Origin of the sequence: Brucella pituitosa, assembly GCF_003049685.1 — a bacterium.
Classification (GTDB): domain Bacteria; phylum Pseudomonadota; class Alphaproteobacteria; order Rhizobiales; family Rhizobiaceae; genus Brucella; species Brucella pituitosa.
In genome coordinates, this window is record NZ_PYSY02000002.1 from 925593 (window position 1) to 943902 (window position 18310).

Below are 18310 nucleotides of genomic sequence, written 5' to 3' on the forward strand. Positions count from 1 at the left end.
TCAAGAAAAGAATAAAGAATCGGGAGCAGGCAGCGCGAAAATGGCAGATTCAGACGATTCCTTAGCCCTTCGTGCAGCCTGGCTCCATTTCATTGCTGGTATGACCCAGTCAGCGGTTGCAAAACGGCTCGGAATACCTTCCGTGAAAGCCCACCGCCTCATTGCCAAGGCGGTCGCAGACGGTGCGGTTAAGGTAACAATCGACGGTGATATCACCGAATGCATCAACCTCGAAAACCAGCTCGCCGAACAATATAATCTCGAATATTGCGAGGTAGCACCTGATCTCGGCGAAGAAGCCTTACCGCTCCTATCCCTAGGTAATGCTGGTGCAGAATTTCTGCGCCGCGAAATCGAGCATGGCGATCATGAAGTGATCGGCCTTGGCCATGGCCGCACGCTTTCAGCAGCCGTCAATCACATGCCGCGCGTGGCGGCCAAGGATTTGCAGTTTGTATCGCTGCTCGGTGGTCTGACACGAAATTTCGCTGCCAACCCACATGATGTGATGCATCGCATTGCCGAGAAGACAGGCAGGCCCGCTTATGTGATGCCGGTGCCTTTCTTTGCCAACACGGCTGAAGATCGCGAAGTGCTGCTGGCGCAAAAGGGTGTCACCAGCGTCTTTGAAATGGGGTGCCGCGCGGAGCTGAAAATCGTCGGTATCGGCACAGTCGACGCACACGCGCAGCTCGTCACATCCGGTGTGATCGACCTCTCCGAAATGGAAGAGATCGCGGTGCGCGGTGCCGTCGGTGAAATGCTTGGGCATTTCTTCGATATCAACGGCACGCGGCTTGAAACTGGCCTGACGGCTCGCACCATCGCGGCATCGGTGGAAAATGCCGATATGAGCCGTATCATCGGACTTGCGGGCGGTCTTTCCAAAGCCGACGCTATCCGCGCAGTCCTCAAAAGCGGTCGCCTTTACGGGCTGATCACCGATGAACGCACCGCAAAGGCGCTATTGCAGTAAAAACAGCATCGATCAACAAAATATCACAAAATCACATTTTATATGGATTGTTTTGTGATTTTGTGATTTAAGTTTGTGCAATAAACAAACATGCTCTGGGATCGGAAATTCCGTGAAACGCGACGAACGAAGACAGGCGATCATCAATCTGCTGATTGAAAATCATGCGGTCGATCTCGATGATCTTTCCGAGCGTTTTGCAGTTTCCAAGATGACCATCCATCGCGATCTGGATTCGCTTGAAGAATCCGGTGTGCTGCGCAAAGTGCGTGGTGGCGCGACTATGGATGCGGGTTCTCAGTTTGAAAGCGATTTCCGTTTTCGTGTCCAACAAGACAATGAAGCCAAGATCGAGATGGGCCGCGCAGCTCTCGAGCTCATTGAGCCCGGCATGACCGTGATGATCAATGACGGCTCCACCGCTGCGGTTCTCGGCAGCATGCTGGTTGAAAAGCGTCCGCTGACGGTGATCACCAACAATGCGGTTATCATCGAAAATCTCAAGGGCGAAGGCGGCATCAACCTGATCGCGCTCGGCGGCGTATTCTCGGCAAAGTTCAATGCGTTCTTTGGCTTGCTGACCGAGGAGGCCCTATCAAAACTCAGCGCAGATATTGCCTTCATTTCCGCGCCTGCGGTCAATGGACGTCTCGTCTATCACATGGATGAAAACGTCGTCCGTACCAAGCGCGCCATGACCGCGTCGGCAACCCGCACATGCCTTTTGGTCAACCACCAGCGTTTCCGCCGCACGGCCTTGCATGTAATGGCCGACCTTGGCGACTTTGATGCCATCATCACGGATAAATCACCGGGTGATTCACTTGTGGCCGAACTTGAGCCGGCAGGCATCAAACTGACAATTGCAGAATAGGTTCTGCGCAATCGCATTTACATAACAAGAGAGAACATTCGAGCATGTCGAAATTCTGGGTAGGTACGAGCTGGAAAATGAACAAGACGCTTGCGGAAGCACGCGTTTTCGCGAACGCACTGAAGGACGCCGATGCTGACCGTTCGGCAGACATTCAGCGCTTTGTCATTCCACCCTTTACCTATGTTCGTGAAGTCAAAGATATTCTGGCAGATACGTCCGTGAAGGTCGGCGCGCAGAACATGCACTGGGCTGATCAGGGTGCATGGACCGGCGAAATTTCGCCACTGATGCTCAAAGATTGCAATCTCGATATCGTTGAACTCGGCCATTCCGAGCGTCGCGAACATTTTGGTGAAACCAATGAAACCGTTGGTCTCAAGGTTGAAGCAGCCGTTCGCAACGGCCTGATCCCGCTTATCTGCATTGGCGAAACGCTGGAAGACCGCGAAAGCGGACGCGCAGCAGAAGTGCTGGCAGAAGAAGTCCGTGGTGCACTTTCCAAGCTTTCTGACGAGCAGAAAAAGGCCGAAATCCTGTTTGCCTATGAGCCGGTATGGGCAATTGGTGAAAACGGTATTCCAGCCTCGGCAGATTATGCCGATGACCGTCAGGCCGAAATTATTGCTGTTGCCGAAGGCATTCTTGGCCGTCGCGTGCCTTGCCTCTATGGCGGCTCGGTCAATCCCGGCAACTGTGAAGAACTCATTGCCTGCCCGCATATCGATGGCCTGTTTATCGGTCGTTCGGCATGGAACGTGGAAGGCTATCTCGACATTCTGGCCAAATGCGCCAAGAAAATTCAGGCTAATTAAAGGAGTTACCCCATGAAAGTAGCAGTAGCAGGCGACAGCGCCGGTGAAGGTCTGGCCAAGGTTCTTGCAGATTATCTGAAGGATCGTTTTGAAGTGTCCGAAATCTCCCGCACGGACGCTGGCGCAGATACATTCTACGCAAACCTCTCGGACCGTGTTGCATCCGCCGTTCTCGACGGCACCTATGACCGCGCCATTCTGGTTTGCGGCACTGGCATCGGCGTGTGCATTGCCGCCAACAAGATTCCGGGTATCCGCGCAGCACTGACGCACGACACCTATTCGGCAGAACGTGCAGCACTCTCCAACAACGCGCAGATCATCACCATGGGCGCACGCGTCATCGGTTCGGAAGTTGCAAAGACCATTGCTGATGCGTTCCTCGCACAGACGTTTGACGAAAATGGCCGTTCGGCTGGCAATGTCGACGCGATCAACGAAGTCGACGCCAAGTACAACAAGTGCTGATTGTCTAAGCAGAGCCCCAAAAAGTTGACAGACTTTTTGGACAAGGCGATGCTCCAAAAACACAAAAAGCGGCGGGTTTTCCCGCCGCTTTTTTTGTGTTGAAGCTAGACTATTTTAGCTGAACTTCGGATCCAGCGAACCATCGCGATAACGCTTTGCCATATCCGACAGCGGGATCGGACGGATCGTCGAAGCATGGCCAGCAGTACCGAACTGCTCGAAACGATCCTTGCAAAGCTTGGTCATCGCAGCCATTGCAGGCTTGAGATATTTGCGCGGATCGAACTCGCTTGGATCTTCCTGCAACACGCGGCGGATCTGACCCGTCAGCGCCATACGGTTATCGGTATCGATGTTGATCTTGCGCACGCCATGCTTGATGCCGCGCTGGATTTCTTCAACAGGCACACCCCAGGTTGGCTTCATCTTGCCGCCATACTTGTTGATGATTTCCTGCAAATCTTCCGGCACCGAAGACGACCCATGCATGACAAGATGCGTGTTTGGCAGCTTGCGATGGATTTCTTCGATCACATTCATCGCCAGCACTGAACCATCAGGCTTGCGGCTGAATTTGTAAGCGCCATGCGATGTGCCCATGGCGATTGCCAGCGCATCGACCTTGGTTTCGCGAACGAATTTCACGGCTTCATCCGGGTCTGTCAGAAGCTGGTCATGCGAGAGCTGACCTTCCGCACCATGACCGTCTTCCGCCTCACCCATACCGGTTTCGAGCGAACCGAGAACACCAAGCTCACCTTCAACAGAAATGCCGCCAAGATGAGACATTTCACTGACCTGACGGGTAACCGAGACGTTATAATCCCAGTCAGCAGGGGTTTTTCCGTCAGCCTTGAGCGAACCGTCCATCATGACAGACGTAAAGCCTGCCTGAATTGCGGTCATGCAAGTGGCAGCTTCATTGCCGTGATCAAGATGCACGCAAACAGGAATATGCGGATAGATTTCGGTGACCGCATCCATCATATGGCGCAGCATGATATCGTTCGCATAGGAACGCGCACCGCGCGAAGCCTGCAGGATCACCGGCGCGTTGGTCGCATCAGCCGCTTCCATAATGGCGAGCGCCTGTTCCATATTGTTGATGTTGAATGCCGGAACGCCATAGCTGTGTTCAGCAGCGTGGTCGAGCAATTGCCGCAGCGTAATACGCGCCATCTGAGTTTCCTTCTAATTAGAGCGCATCCCGAAAAGTGCGAAGCGGTTTTCGGAACAAGATGCGCGTAAAAACGATCAGCTAGAGCATTAAATGCTCTAGCTTTGCGAACGCGCGTAATACTCACCGAGAACATCGACCTCTTCCGCGACGCCAAACACCAGCGCGCTGCGCTCGTGATAGGTTTCGGGGACGATATCGAGGATCGGCGTAGAACCGTTGGTTGCCTTGCCGCCAGCCTGCTGGCTGAGGAACGCAATCGGATTGGCTTCATAAACAAGGCGCAGACGGCCCTTTTCGTAGCCCGGACGTGCATCGTCCACGTAGAAGAAGATACCGCCGCGCTGCATGATGCGATGCATGTCGCCGACAGCCGCACCCAACCAGCGCATATTGAAATTGCGTCCGCGCGGGCCGTCTTTGCCGTTGTAGCAATCATCGACATAGGCCTTCATGCCAGCCGAAAGATGACGATAAACGGATGCGTTATAGGCGAGATCGGATGTACGCTCAGGCAGCATAACGTTCTTGCGGGTGATCTGGAAAATGCCGTTCACCGGATCAAGCGTTGCAAAAAGTACGCCTTCGCCGACCGAGAAGGCGAGATCGATCGAGTTGCCGAACGACACATAGCCTGCTGCCAGCTGGCGATTGCCGGGCTGAAGGAATGGCTCTGCCGTATCCGCCGGGAAAATCGAGAAAATGGTGCCAAGCGGCGCGCCGAGGCCCACATTGCCGGAACCATCGAGCGGGTCGATTGCAACGGCAACCAGACCATCAGCCTTACCCGGAACCGGGAGGTCGGCCTCCTCGGAGAGAACCGATGCAGCACCTGCCGCGATCAGCAATTCAACGAAGAGATTGTGCGAACCAACATCAATGCTCTTCTGCTGATCCTGATCACTATTGACGCCTACGAGCTTGCCCGGATCGCCAGGAAGCGAACCGCGCGCGATGCGACCGGCAAGACGACCTGAACCTGCGAGAATGGCCTTAATTACGTTGCTCGTTGCAAGACGCAAGCCATCCTGACCTGCCCAGGCATCAAGATAATCGCCAGCCGCCTGCGTATCTACACGGTCACTATCGCCAGCCAGAACCAGCGGTGCAAAATTTCCTGCCATCGTCATTCGCCCTGCTCCCGAAGAAGAGACAGTTGCAGCACGTTGGAAGTGGGGGAAACGGAATTCATTTACTGGCAATCTCCATGCAGATGTCTTCAAGACACGCCCGATAGCGGGCCGAGACACGGAGGACGTAACACCGTTCTGATATCATCACAATAATGTGGATAACATTATAACGATTTAAATGTGATAATATGTTTTAAAATGATGTTAATTACGGATAAGCTACGTCATCTCCGCACTCGATAAGCATGCGGAAGACCTGAAAGCGAGTCGATGACCCGCTCTATTTCAAATATTGAAGCGAATTTTGGTGTTTCAACGCAAATGTGCGGTAGCAACCTAAATGGCCTACTGCCGGATCAACCCTGCTTTTTCTTGTCGGGATCAAAAGTCACAAAGAAACGAAAAGCCGACCAAAGGCCAAGTGCGCCAAAAAGCATGGCCCAGCCGACACTGCCCATCCAAATCTCGAATGCGGTCCAGGCAAAACAGCTCCCTGAGATTAATACCCGAGTCCATAAAGGTCGAAATCGCGGGTCATCAAACTCAAACATTGGCCAACCTTGTTATGGTTTCACGTCTCCGGAACATCGCTCCGGAGAATATGCGCCATGTTTAACCAGTTTCCGGGCATCTCGTAAGTGCTACATGTTCAATTCGACCGGTATTTTGTGATATCCGTCTCTGCACCCAGATCAGAAAGACACAGCCGCGGCCCGGCACGAAGCTCAGCAGACAATGATCAGGCCGCTTCAGCGCGCGGTGCCATCGCTCCAGTCATTAATGCCACTGCATCCGACATCGAATATTCTTTCGGATCGACCACCGTCAAACGACGGCCAAGACGATGGATATGGATGCGGTCGGCTACTTCAAACACATGCGGCATGTTATGTGAGATCAGCACTATAGGCATACCACGCGCCTTCACGTCCTGAATAAGCTCCAGAACGCGGCGGGATTCCTTCACACCAAGCGCAGCCGTCGGTTCATCCATAATGACAACTTTGGAGCCGAAAGCTGCAGCACGCGCGACCGCAACACCTTGCCGCTGTCCACCCGACAATGTTTCCACGGCCTGGCCGATGTTCTGAATGGTCATCAGCCCCAGTTCCGAGAGTTTCTCACGGGCAATCTTTTCCATTGCACCACGATCAAGCATTCGCAGCCATGAACCGAGCGGCCCTTTGCGGCGAATCTCACGCCCAAGAAAGAGATTGTCCGCAATGGAAAGTGCCGGGGAAAGAGCAAGGTTTTGATAAACCGTCTCAATGCCCGCATTGCGCGCTTCCATTGGAGAATGGAAGCTCACTGGCTTTCCATCCAGCATGATTTCGCCTTCATCGGGGCGAACAGCACCGGACAGTGCCTTGATGAGCGAAGATTTACCCGCGCCGTTATCGCCAATGACGGCAAGGACTTCTCCCGGATAAAGATCAAAATCGGCATGATCGAGGGCTGTAACACGTCCGTAACGCTTAACCAGACCGCGTGCGGAAAGAACAGGCGTAACTGAGGGTTTCATGCGGCAGCCTTTCTGATCCATTGGTCAATCGCAACGGCGGCGATAATAAGAACGCCAATCAGGAGATAGGTCCATTGTGGATCTGTGCCCCAAAGGCGCAATCCGAGCGAGAAAACGCCCACGATCAGCGCACCAAACATTGTGCCAAGGATCGAACCTCGCCCGCCAAAGAGCGATATTCCGCCAATCACCACGGCAGTTATGGATTCAATATTGGCAAACTGACCCGAAGTTGGTGAGACTGAACCAAGCCGCCCGATCATTGCCCAGCCAGCAAGCGCACAGATAAGCCCGGCCAGAACATAAACTGACATCAGGATCGGCTTGACCGACACACCCGCAAGCTGTGCCGCTTCCGGATCATCGCCAATAGCATAGACATGACGTCCCCAAGCAGTGTGGTTCAAGACGAACCAGAGCACCAGCACCAGCAGAACCATGGCGATAACACCATAGGTAAAGACGGCACCGCCGAAACGAATGCTTTCACCAAAGAACTGCAGGATGGGAGCCTCGGCAGTAATTTCCTGTGCCCGGATGGTTTCATTCGACGAATAGAGGAAGTTGGTAGCGAGGATCACCTGCCACATGCCCAAAGTGACGATAAATGGCGGCAATCGAACATATGCGATCAAAAAACCATTGATGAAGCCACACAGCGCACCAGTCGCAAAGCCGAACAAAATTGAGAGTTCAGCGGGCAGACCATAGCGGAATGTAAATTGTCCCATCACGACTGATGACAGCACCATAATGGCGCCAACTGAAAGATCGATACCGGCAGTCAGGATCACCAGAGTTTGTGCCGCCGCCACAATGCCGGTGATCGCAACCTGCTGGAGAATGAGTGTCAGCGCGAAGGCGGAAAAGAATTTCCCACCCAGCGTAATGCCAAATACCAGCAACGAAATCACGAGCACAATCAGTGGCACAGCCGCAGGATTGTGATGCAGAAAATGCCGGAGTCGATAGAGCACCGAGTGATCGCCATCATCAAATGATGCAACATCACTCGCACTTCGCGACAATGCGCTTTCATACTCCTGCATCGATGGCTTTACGGGGGCGGAGGTCGCCTCTGGCTCGCTCATGTCAGTCTCCTGCTGTCTGGTGCAAGAGCATCCGGCAGAAACTGCCGGATGCGAAGGTTCGCTAAAGCATTTCCAGCAAAAGTGCGAAGCGATTTGCATCGGATAATGCGTAGAACAAATAATCCGAGCACTTCTTCTGCTTCATCAAAAACCGAAGAGCTCCGAGCTGTTAGCCCCAGCACTTGCCAAGGGCAGTTTTGGTGTCGATCGACTCCACACCCTCAACAGGCTTGTCAGTGACCAGCGCCACACCGGTATCGACAAAGGTCTTACCTTCGGTCGGCTTTGGTTTTTCGCCGGTGTCAGCGAATTTCTTGATCGCTTCGATGCCAAGGGCAGCCATCTGGAGCGGATATTGCTGCGATGTTGCGCCGATCACACCGGCTTCAACATTCTTGACGCCAGGGCAACCGCCATCAATCGACACGATCAGAACATCTTTTTCACGCCCCACCGCCTTCAATGCTTCATAAGCGCCAGCAGCGGCCGGTTCATTGATTGTGTGGACGACATTGACGGTCGGGTCTTTCTGGAGAAGATTTTCCATGGCGCGACGGCCACCTTCTTCATTACCATCGGTAAGGTCGCGACCTACGATACGTGGATCATCTTCATCGCCGAGCTTAGTCTTGTCCTTCGGGTCAATGCCGAAGCCTACCGCGAAACCCTGATCGCGCAGAACGTCGACGCTTGGCTGTGAAGCGGTGAGATTCAGGAAGGCAACGCGCGCATCCTTGACCTTATCGCCAAGCGTTGCTGCAGCCCACTTGCCTACCAGCTCGCCTGCAAGGAAATTGTCGGTCGCGAAAGTGGCATCAGCCGCATCGGCCGGCTCCAGAGGCGTATCAAGCGCAATGATGAGCGCACCAGCATCGCGCGCTTTTTGCAGCGATGGTACAATACCCTTTGTGTCGGAAGCAGTGATCAGAATACCCTTGGCACCGTCGGCAATACAGGTTTCAATAGCAGCAACCTGACTTTCGGAATCGCCATCGATCTTGCCTGAATAGGTCTTGAGATTGACGCCAAGTTCCTTGGCTTTGGCAATCGCACCTTCCTTCATCTTGACGAAGAAGGGATTGGTATCGGTCTTGGTGATCAGGCACGCGCCGACATCGGCAGCATTGGCCGGGCCGACCGCAGAAGCGGCAACACCAAGCGTGAAGGCAGCAACCGCTGCCGAGAGAACTGTCTTCTTCATGAGCTCCTCCCAGAGTGTAACCGGTTCCTCTTCCCCCGGCGTAATGAAAACAAAACACGGCTTCGTAAGAGAGTCAATTAATAAATCCACTTGATTTATTAATTTGCTGTGTCACTCTTCAGGTGAGAGATTGAGACTAGCCAGTTTGTCAGGCAGATGCAGCTAGCACCTAAGTTAATGTTTTTATTTAACATACTCTACAAATGAGGGCTTTTTCTCCTTCGTCGAATGGAGTAGGCCAGACGGCATTAAGGCATGTCTCCTGAAAGCAGAATCCGAGTTTGGGAGTGACGACATGTATAAAAACCAAAAGCTGAAGCGCGGGATCACGCTCTAGAGTATGCGGGACCTTGGGAGAGGATATGGCCAGACACACTTCAGAACGTAGTTCTGATCAACACGGCGGAACCGCCGTGGCAGGTTCCGCCATGCCGCAATTCACCCAAGCCGGAGCAAGCATCAATCGCGGCTCCAACCAGATCGGTGTGCGTGCTTACAACGAACGCCTCGTTCTTGCTCTGGTGCGCCGACATGGTTCAATGGCGCGTGCCGATATCGCTCGCAAGACCGGGCTGTCCGCACAAACCATTTCAGTGATCATCCGCGAGCTGGAAAAAGACGGCCTGATCACACAAGGCGAACGCGTACGCGGGCGTGTTGGACAACCTTCCATGCCCATGCGGCTTGCTGCAGATGGCGTCTTTTCCTTTGGTCTGAAGATCGGCCGCCGCAGCGTCGAGATCATCTTGATGGATTTTCTTGGCAACATCCGCCAACGCCGCCACATCACCTATCGCTGGCCTGTGCCAGATCAAATCCGCAGGTTCTCGTTCGATAGCATCAAAGCGTTTACTGCCGCTCTGGATGCAAACAAACGCGAACGCATTGCAGGCCTTGGCATTGCGCTTCCTTTCGAACTCTGGAACTGGGTGGAGGAAGTCGGTGCGCCCGCCGCAGATATGAATGCCTGGCTTGATGCCGACCTGATCAACGATTTCGGCTCCGCCTTGCCGTTTCCGGTTTACCTACAGAACGACGGAACAGCGGCCTGTGGTGCGGAACTGACATTCGGACGCGGGCCCGAATTTACAGATTTCGTCTATTTCTCAATTGGGTCATTCATTGGCGGCGGCGTAGTTTTGAACAACACGCTCTACCCTGGACGGACCGGTAATGCTGGCGCTCTGGGTTCGATGCCCATGCGCATGCGTGGAACAGATGACGCGCGCGAAACCATGCAATTAATCGACACCGCGTCGCTCTTCGTGCTCGAACGCATGTTGCAGGAGAACGATATTTCTTCTGATGACCTTTGGCTTTCGCCAGAACATTGGCACGATTTCGGCACTTTGCTCGATGAATGGATCGCATTGGCTGCGCGTGGGCTCGCCCATGCAGCGGTTGCAGCCGCAGCCGTGATTGATTTTCCTGCGGCAATTATTGACGGCTGGCTGCCAGAAAACGTCCGCCACAGGATCGTTGAAGCCACAAAGCTCGAGCTTACGCGCATCGACCTGCAAGGCCTTTCAGCACCCGAGATCATCGAAGGGAAAGTCGGCGTTCATGGAAAAGCGATGGGCGCTGCGAGCCTGCCGCTTTCCCATCGCTATCTTTTCGACCAGAGTGTCCTCTTCAAAGACAGCGTATGATCTTGTCTGCATAATGTCAGCGCCAAATCTCGCTTGCCACTTAGAATGAATACTGGAAGCGCACTTCTGTCCGAGCGCATCTTGGCCAGCATTCGCAGACATCCTAACCACCCCACAAGACTGCTCTTTATCCGGGTAGGTGTTCCAAGAAATACACCTTCTTCGGGCATATAATAGATGACGTAATTCTTCCATCTCCTGCCAGATGCACAATAAAACTATGTCCGTATGGCACTTTGCCCAAAACATACTGCCCCTCTTTGGGGCGAACCAGTCCTTCTGCCAGGCGAAAGCTACCATCTCGCCAAACGATATCCGCTGCCCATGCTCGGCCCAAACACTGATGGGCAACACTTACATCGCCCGCAACCAACGCTTCACGCACGCGGGTGGACGAATATTCTGATTGCAGTGGAACGATATCAACACAGATGCCAACACTCTGTGCCAGCTCTACCAACGCTGCACAATCACCTTTCCGCCCTGCACCGAAGCGAAAATTTTCACCGACAACGATATGGGACACATCCAGCTTTTTATGGAGGATATCTATAACAAAAGCCTGAGGCGTCAGCGCTGCAAACTCTCTGTCGAATGTCGGTTCGAAAATATAATCCAGACCCAGCATTTCGGCTACCCGATGCTTTTGTTCGGGAAGCGCCAGCCTTTCGATAACAGTATCAGGATTAAAGAACTGGCGCGGATGCGGCTCGACCGACATGATTGCAACCGGATATGCTTTACCCGCAATCTGCTGCGCCTTTCTGATCAGAAATTGATGGCCTAAATGAAAGCCATCAAAATTCCCCAACGCAATCACTCCCCGTGCAAGATCAGTTCCCGTCAGGATACCGTCCCGCACAACCTGAATCGGCTTGATGATCGGCTGCAAAGCAAAGCCGCGTTCGATAAACATGCCTCAAACCCAACGCTTAGAGCACAATCCGACCGGAGTGAAACAAGGCTCGATAAGATTATGCTTCAATAAAAGGGGTTAGAGCGCGGTTCGATCTGCTTCAATCAGATCGAACCGCGCTCTAACGTGCACCACGTACAAAGCTTTCACCCAGTGCCTGCGGAAGATTGGCCTTTCTGCCTGCAATCAGAAGTACCAGCATCACCATGACGAATGGCAGCATCTGAATGACGTCCGTTGGCACATTAACACCTGCAACCTGCAAGGCAGTCGCAAGCGACAGGCTCGCACCAAAGAGAAGCGCTCCGCCCAATACCCACAACGGCTTACCCCGCGCCAGCATCGCAAGAACAATAGCAATGAAGCCATTGCCGTGACTCATGAACGGAATAAATACACCGGCAACCGCCACAGACATGAAAGCTCCGCCAAGTCCGGCAAGTGCTCCGGTTATCAATACTGCAGTGCTACGGGTGCGCACGACGTCCACGCCCGTTGCATCCAATGCCGCTGGCTTATCACCCGCCGCCTGCAATGCCGTACCCCAATGCGTCATTCTGTAAATCCAGGCAAAAACAGCCACCAGCGCAACAGCCAGATAGACAATCGGATTGTGGTTAAACAGGATAGGGCCTACCACTGGAATCTCAGACAAGGGCCAGATCGGCCATTTGGCAGCACCATCAAGGCGAGGATAACTGCGTGAAAACTGCACAAAATGCAGAAGTGCAGTCAGGCCTTGCACCGCCAAGGTAAGCGCGATGCCGATAACTATCTGATTGAGACCCAGCCGAACGCAAAGCAGAGCCATGAATGCTGCAACAAAGGCACCGGCCAAAGCCCCACCAATGAAGCCAAGCCCCATATTGCCGGTGCTCCATGCAACGAGAAAGCCTGCATAAGCGCCAGCGAGGATCATGCCCTCAAGGCCAATATTGAGCACACCGGCCTTCTCGGAAAGCTGCTCACCTAACCCCGCCAACAGCAGCGGCGTTCCCGCAGCAATCGCTCCGAGGAACAAGGTGATGATGAAACTTTCGGTAAAAAGTGACACTGTCGTCTCCTCAGATCTTCGCGCGGTATTGGCGATTTTTATCGAAATACTCAGCCAGTGCCAGCGTGATCAGCAGAAGAGCCACGATGACCAGAGAGAAGAAGCTCGGCACTCCAAGACGACGTGCGGCACTCTCGCCGCCAATCGTCAGCGCAGAAAACAAGAAGACATAGGCGATTGATCCAAAGCCGTTAAGCCGGGCAAGAAACACCAGAGGCACGACAGTAAGGCTGTAAGCCGGGTTCCAGTCTGCACGCACATTGCCTTGTGTGCCCAGAATATCGACCGCACCGGAAAGACCGGCCAGCCCCGCCGAAATGGCAAAGACCGCAATCGTCAGCTTAGGCACCGACAAACCCGCATGAACGGCAGCTCGTGGATTAGCACCAACCAGACGCAGTTTCATGCCAAAAGAGGTCTTGGTCATCATCAGGTGCATGGCGATGATGACAACCAAACCAACAATCAGCCCCGAAGAGATAGTCGTATCAAACAGTTTTGGCAGTCGCGCATCCACAGGCAAGGTACGGGTTTGCGGTGTGGTGGTCGAAGGATCGAGAAATGCCAGCTTCACCAGCACATTGGCGAGCGAGACACCAAGAAAGCTCATCATCAATGTTGTGATGATTTCATTGATGCCATGCCAGGCTTTCAGCATTGCGGGGAGCAGCCCCCAAAGCGCGCCGATAATCAATCCTATCAGAAGACCAAGCGCCAGATTAAGCCAGATCGGAACGCCTGCCGCATGCATCAGCGGCGTTGTGGCGGCAACAATAACAGCCGCCAGCAAAAATTGCCCGTCACCGCCCAGATTCCAGATGCCTGCACGGAAAGCGACAATCAGGCTCGCTGCGATCAGGAGAAACGGTCCCATACGAGTCAGCGTTGCCGACAGGCCCGACGGCGACAATATTGCCCGTTCCACAACATAGGCATAGTAGCTCAGGGGATTGACGCCCATGGCAAGAAGGATCAGCCCTCCTAAAACCAGCGCGGCAATCAGTGGGCCAATGCTGACAGTCAGTATTTTGCCCCAGGCCGCAAAGGGCGAACGGATAGTCGGGCCCGCCACTCCCGCCGTACCAGCCTGTTGATCGCTCATTCTTCTTCTCCGGTACTCATAAGGCGGCCGATTGCATCGCGTGCGCCCACACCATTTTGAACCGTGCCTACCAACCTGCCCTGATCAATCACAGCGACCCGATCAGCAAGTTCAAGCAGCTCATCAAGGTCCGTTGAAATCAGCAAAACTGCTTTGCCTGCGTCTGCTGCATCGCTGATACGCTGGCGGGTGGCACGAATATTTTTTACATCAAGACCGTAGGTCGGCTTTGCAAAAATAACCGCCTCCGCCGAGCCGGTCAGCTCACGCGCCAACAAAACTTTCTGAATGTTTCCCCCAGACAATGTTCCTACGGGCGTCTGGACATCCGGCGTGCGAATATCAAAATTCCGCACATGTTCCTGAGCCTGCGAACGAATGGATTGCGGCTTTTCGATACCTTTTTTCCAGAAAGGTGAGGCTCCAATATCCTTGAGCAAAAAGTTAGTCGCGACAGCGAATGCGCCAACAGTACCTTCGCCCAATCGATCGTCGGTCACATAACGCAGCCCTGCCGCGCGGCGTTCTCCCACTGTAAGGGAACCGATTTCGGCACCATGCAGCTTCACACTTCCCGAGGAAGGCGTCTGCCCGGCCAAGGCTTCCGCAAGCTCTTTCTGACCATTGCCATCGATGCCGGCAATGCCGAGCACTTCTTTCGATCTCAGCTCAATTGAAACGTCACGAACTGGAATACGTCCCGCATTTGAATTCAGCTTTGAAACCTCCAACACCACGGGACCCAACTCACGAGTGGCGCGATAGTCGCTGGCGCTATCGTCCGTTGCGGACTGGCCAAACATCAGACGGATGATATTGGCCGTATTCTGCTGATCACTATTGGCATTGAGTTCATCAGGGGTGATAGCACCGGCATTTTTACCAAGGCGTAACACCGAAATCCTGTCACCATATGCAAGTGCTTCGTTGAGCTTGTGCGTGATGAAAATGACCGCAAGCCCCTCGGCAACCAGTCGGCGCATTAACTCTCCTAGAGAAACAGCCTCATTGGGGGTCAGCATGGCGGTCGCCTCATCAAGAATAAGACACCTGCTGCCGCGCATCAAAGCGCGCAAAATTTCGACCTGCTGACGCTCACCAAGGGAAAGGCTGGAGACCAGCGCAAAAGGATCAACACGTAAACCGATGCGGCTTGCAGTTTCATCGATACGCTTTGCAATGCCGCTGCGATCCGGCTTACGCCACCATACCCCACCAAGGGTAAAATTATCGACGACCGTCAGGCTTGGCACCAGCATCGAATGCTGAAACACCGTGCCTATTCCTAATGCGAGGGCATGGCGGGGAGACGTTATATTGACGGCTGAACCATCAATCTCGATACAGCCGTTATCTGGCTGCTGAAGCCCCGACAACATGCCAACCAATGTAGATTTTCCAGCACCGTTTTCGCCAAGCAGAACATGAACTTCGCCCGGCCAAATATCTGTGCTGACATTGTTATTGGCTATAACGCCGGGAAAGCGCTTGGTAATACCACGCAGCCCAACAAATGGCTTTGTACTGGAATTCGGAGGAAAGGCCGCGTTTGTCACTGACGCCTGCATTTCAATATCCTTCATGCAAATCCGCCTCATCACACCGTGTTGGATCAACTAAGAATGCGATCCAACACGGTTTTCGTGAGTTGCGCACGCCATCATTCGACCCATTTTAATGGCAGTATGACGAACGCAATGAGACGAGTTTAAGAGCAGGCTGGCTCACTTGGAGGCGACAGTTTTTACCAGTGCATGAACACTGTCCGCATCAAACTTCGGCTCTACCTTGATGGCTCCGGAAACAACCTCGGCCTGCAAGGCTTCCATTTCTTTCCAGACATCATCCGGTATGTTCTTGGTCTTCAGAAGACGAAGACTGCCATCACTGAGTTTGATGTTATAGTTGTGGCTTCCGTATTTTCCGTCCTTCAGATCCGTGATCATAGCGGCGTAAACCGGCGTCAGATCCCAGATAACGGATGAAAGAAGATTGCCTTTATCAATTGACGTCTTATCGCCGATAACATCGATGAAATAGGCTTTTCCGCCATCGGTGGCCGGCGTCGTTTCAACGGCCTGCAACATGCCGAAACTCGAACCGTTGCCCTGTCCGAAGATAATGTCGGCACCAGAGGCTATAACGGTTTCAGCCACACGCTTACCACCGGCGGCATCAGCATAAGCAGCCGGTCCGATCACGGCATAGCGAACTTCAACGGCTGGGTTCTCTGCCTTCACGCCTTGCGCAAAAGCAACCGACATATTGTTCCACGATGGCGGCTCACCGGATACGACGATGCCAACAACCTTGGTTCTGCTCATCTTGGCGGCCAGTCGTCCTGCGAGATAAGCACCGTCGCTGCCAGCCGCCGTGTAATCAGCGATCTTGCCTTCAGCAAGCTTGTCCGGGCTGTCGACGATAGCGACTGGAATATTCATTTCGGCACCAATTTCTGGTGCGGCTGTGTTGTAACCGGATGCGTGGGCAATCAACAGACCAGCGCCATCTTCAGCAAGTTCGCGCAACGTCGGGCGAACATCGCCATAACCCAGATTTTCGGCAACAACCACCTTTACACCAGCGGCCTCGCCTGCAGCCTTCGCAGCATCGACCCCCTGCTGGTTCCAGCCCATATCGGTTCCCATTTCCGGGGCCAGAATGGCGATGGATGTAATTTCCCCGGCCAAAGCACTGCTTGCCATCCAACCACTAAGGGCAAGAGCCAGCACAGCACCACTGACTGTTCCTGTTATTTTTTTTCTCATTTTATTGTTCCCATTTATAGATTTTTATTGACTATTTACTCAATACCGGATGATTTTTGAAGTATAACCCGGAGCAGAATTTCAAAATGAAAACTCACCTCACCTTTCTTGCTACAGCAATTCTTGGCTTAAACGCAGCATCTGCCGCGGTTAACCACCAGTCGCTTGATATTACGGTCGAAAACAGTGGCAAAACCGCATTGGTATGCTCCGCTTCCATCGCGCATTGGTTTTCAGCCGACCTTGGTGAGGTCAGCCCCGGCGCCAGCCGATCATTCAGCTTTGGCGTCGACGTAAAAACGGGCAATGTCTTCCAGCTGAACGCAGTGGGTAACGAAATGGCAGTGCAGCGCATCTGGTGCGGCCACAAAGGCAATGACTGGGCAACCCGAGCAGAAATTCCTATGGAACGCCGTGCTGGCGTCAGCCCGGATCCAATCCGCTTGCGCTGCGCAGCAGACGCGACGACAACCCGATGCACCGCCTCGTAACGGAACCCATTCAAGCTGACTTTTAATCCACCACAGCCTTGCATCTGACTCCTCAGTTCCGGAAGGGACGGTCTTTGAAGCAGATCACTCACGCGACCCCAGCAATTCAAAAACCGCAACCCCGATTGACAGTGCGAGAATACGATAGCATGATCATACCGTAATACAATAATGAAAAATCAACTCGGGGCGATTTTACGATTATTCTCTTAATTCGTTGTATTTAAATAGAAAAATCTAAGATTGCGTCAGCAGCATCCACGAGAGAGTTAAAAATGCGCACTACAATTGTGACTGGAGCAAGCCGTGGACTGGGTCGGGCCTTTGCCATTGGACTGGCAAAAGACGGATTCGCACTGAGCCTTTGTGCTCGTGATATGGCGGCGTTGGAAGAGACTGCAGCACTCGCCAGCGCGGCAGGTTCGCCTCAGATCATTCTCGTTGCCGCCGACCTGTCAAAGGTGGGAGCTGCTGAAAAAGTCGTATCCGAAACGCTTACTGCAACCGGACAAATTGATGCCCTGATCAACAACGCTGGCGCAACCAAACGAGGTGATTTCTTATCGCTGACCGACGAAGATTTTCATGAGGGATTTGCACTCAAGTTCCATGCGACCGTTCGGTTTTGTCGAGCTGCATGGGATGCCTTGTCTCAGAGCAAAGGTACTATTGTGAACATATCAGGCGTTGGAGCGCATACGCCTGAGCCGGATTTTACCATTGGTGGATCGGTTAATTCGGCGCTCATCAACTTTACAAAGGCGATTTCCAAGCGTGCGCAGGGGACAGGCATGCGGATCAACACGCTCTGTCCCGGTCATATCGTGACTGACCGCCTCGGACGCCGGATAGAAGTATTGGCAAAAGAACGCAATATTTCCATTGAAGCTGCGCGCGAAGAAATTCGCGAAGCCCAAGGCATACAACGTTATGGCGAGGCAGATGAAGTTGCAGACGTTGTGCGCTTCCTGTGCAGCCCGGCCGCTGCCTATGTGCATGGAACGGTCATTAATGTGGACGGTGGCGCAACGCCGGGGATATGACAGCGGCGTTAAACGCCCGAGGAAAATAGG

At 53.4% G+C, this 18310-nt stretch carries 18 protein-coding genes; 7 read left to right on the forward strand and 11 right to left on the reverse strand.

Annotation, left to right across the window (positions count from 1 at the left end; genetic code table 11):
* Window positions 1-40: 40 nt before the first annotated feature.
* The 4 genes from C9380_RS16720 to derI all read left to right on the forward strand — a co-directional run bounded on the left by C9380_RS16720 (window position 41) and on the right by derI (window position 3133).
* The gene (locus C9380_RS16720; protein WP_024900146.1) at window positions 41-976 is read left to right on the forward strand and encodes a sugar-binding transcriptional regulator; all 936 of its coding nucleotides are present in this window, start codon (window positions 41-43) and stop codon (window positions 974-976) included.
* A 112-nt stretch (window positions 977-1088) separates the two neighbouring features.
* Window positions 1089-1850: a DeoR/GlpR family DNA-binding transcription regulator gene (locus C9380_RS16725; RefSeq protein ID WP_024900145.1), complete on the forward strand. Its 762-nt coding sequence runs from the start codon at window positions 1089-1091 to the stop codon at window positions 1848-1850.
* Window positions 1851-1894: 44 nt separating this feature from the next.
* Complete coding sequence (locus C9380_RS16730; RefSeq protein ID WP_128094090.1) at window positions 1895-2665, forward strand: triose-phosphate isomerase; 771 nt, start codon at window positions 1895-1897, stop codon at window positions 2663-2665.
* Window positions 2666-2677: 12 nt separating this feature from the next.
* On the forward strand, window positions 2678-3133 hold the full coding sequence (gene derI / locus C9380_RS16735) for a D-erythrulose-4-phosphate isomerase (RefSeq protein WP_128094091.1): 456 nt from the start codon (window positions 2678-2680) through the stop codon (window positions 3131-3133).
* 114 nt (window positions 3134-3247) lie between these two features.
* Here derI and fba read toward each other — a convergent pair whose 3' ends face one another.
* The 6 genes from fba to C9380_RS16765 all read right to left on the reverse strand — a co-directional run bounded on the left by fba (window position 3248) and on the right by C9380_RS16765 (window position 9257).
* Window positions 3248-4312, reverse strand: coding sequence for a class II fructose-bisphosphate aldolase (fba, locus tag C9380_RS16740; protein ID WP_024900142.1), 1065 nt, complete (start codon window positions 4310-4312; stop codon window positions 3248-3250).
* A gap of 96 nt (window positions 4313-4408) precedes the next feature.
* The gene (locus tag C9380_RS16745) at window positions 4409-5440 is read right to left on the reverse strand and encodes a class 1 fructose-bisphosphatase (RefSeq protein WP_111786323.1); all 1032 of its coding nucleotides are present in this window, start codon (window positions 5438-5440) and stop codon (window positions 4409-4411) included.
* 359 nt (window positions 5441-5799) lie between these two features.
* On the reverse strand, window positions 5800-5994 hold the full coding sequence (locus C9380_RS16750; protein ID WP_024900140.1) for a hypothetical protein: 195 nt from the start codon (window positions 5992-5994) through the stop codon (window positions 5800-5802).
* Between the two features lie 188 nt (window positions 5995-6182).
* The gene (locus C9380_RS16755; RefSeq protein ID WP_024900139.1) at window positions 6183-6965 is read right to left on the reverse strand and encodes an ATP-binding cassette domain-containing protein; all 783 of its coding nucleotides are present in this window, start codon (window positions 6963-6965) and stop codon (window positions 6183-6185) included.
* Complete coding sequence (locus tag C9380_RS16760; protein WP_024900138.1) at window positions 6962-8056, reverse strand: ABC transporter permease; 1095 nt, start codon at window positions 8054-8056, stop codon at window positions 6962-6964. Before C9380_RS16760 ends, C9380_RS16755 begins: the two co-directional genes overlap by 4 nt.
* 169 nt (window positions 8057-8225) lie before the next feature.
* Window positions 8226-9257, reverse strand: a complete 1032-nt coding sequence (locus tag C9380_RS16765; RefSeq protein ID WP_024900137.1) for a substrate-binding domain-containing protein — start codon at window positions 9255-9257, stop codon at window positions 8226-8228.
* Between the two features lie 428 nt (window positions 9258-9685).
* Between C9380_RS16765 and C9380_RS16770 the strand changes: the two genes are divergently transcribed.
* Entirely contained in the window at window positions 9686-10906 is a 1221-nt protein-coding gene (locus tag C9380_RS16770) for an ROK family transcriptional regulator (protein ID WP_164844690.1), read from the forward strand.
* Between the two features lie 127 nt (window positions 10907-11033).
* Here C9380_RS16770 and C9380_RS16775 read toward each other — a convergent pair whose 3' ends face one another.
* From C9380_RS16775 to C9380_RS16795, 5 genes are all read right to left on the reverse strand, one after another.
* Window positions 11034-11822, reverse strand: a complete 789-nt coding sequence (locus C9380_RS16775) for an FAD synthetase family protein (RefSeq protein WP_100557277.1) — start codon at window positions 11820-11822, stop codon at window positions 11034-11036.
* A gap of 121 nt (window positions 11823-11943) precedes the next feature.
* Window positions 11944-12876: a putative B6 ABC transporter permease subunit 1 gene (locus C9380_RS16780; protein WP_024900134.1), complete on the reverse strand. Its 933-nt coding sequence runs from the start codon at window positions 12874-12876 to the stop codon at window positions 11944-11946.
* A gap of 10 nt (window positions 12877-12886) precedes the next feature.
* Window positions 12887-13978 (reverse strand): putative B6 ABC transporter permease subunit 2, encoded by a 1092-nt coding sequence (locus C9380_RS16785; RefSeq protein WP_100557278.1) that lies wholly within the window; start codon window positions 13976-13978, stop codon window positions 12887-12889.
* Window positions 13975-15561, reverse strand: a complete 1587-nt coding sequence (locus tag C9380_RS16790; protein WP_235822366.1) for a putative B6 ABC transporter ATP-binding protein — start codon at window positions 15559-15561, stop codon at window positions 13975-13977. Before C9380_RS16790 ends, C9380_RS16785 begins: the two co-directional genes overlap by 4 nt.
* 141 nt (window positions 15562-15702) lie before the next feature.
* Complete coding sequence (locus C9380_RS16795; protein ID WP_128094093.1) at window positions 15703-16746, reverse strand: putative B6 ABC transporter substrate-binding protein; 1044 nt, start codon at window positions 16744-16746, stop codon at window positions 15703-15705.
* Between the two features lie 86 nt (window positions 16747-16832).
* Between C9380_RS16795 and C9380_RS16800 the strand changes: the two genes are divergently transcribed.
* Window positions 16833-17237 (forward strand): hypothetical protein, encoded by a 405-nt coding sequence (locus C9380_RS16800; RefSeq protein WP_024900130.1) that lies wholly within the window; start codon window positions 16833-16835, stop codon window positions 17235-17237.
* Between the two features lie 275 nt (window positions 17238-17512).
* Entirely contained in the window at window positions 17513-18280 is a 768-nt protein-coding gene (locus C9380_RS16805) for an SDR family oxidoreductase (RefSeq protein WP_100557280.1), read from the forward strand.
* Window positions 18281-18310: the final 30 nt, after the last annotated feature.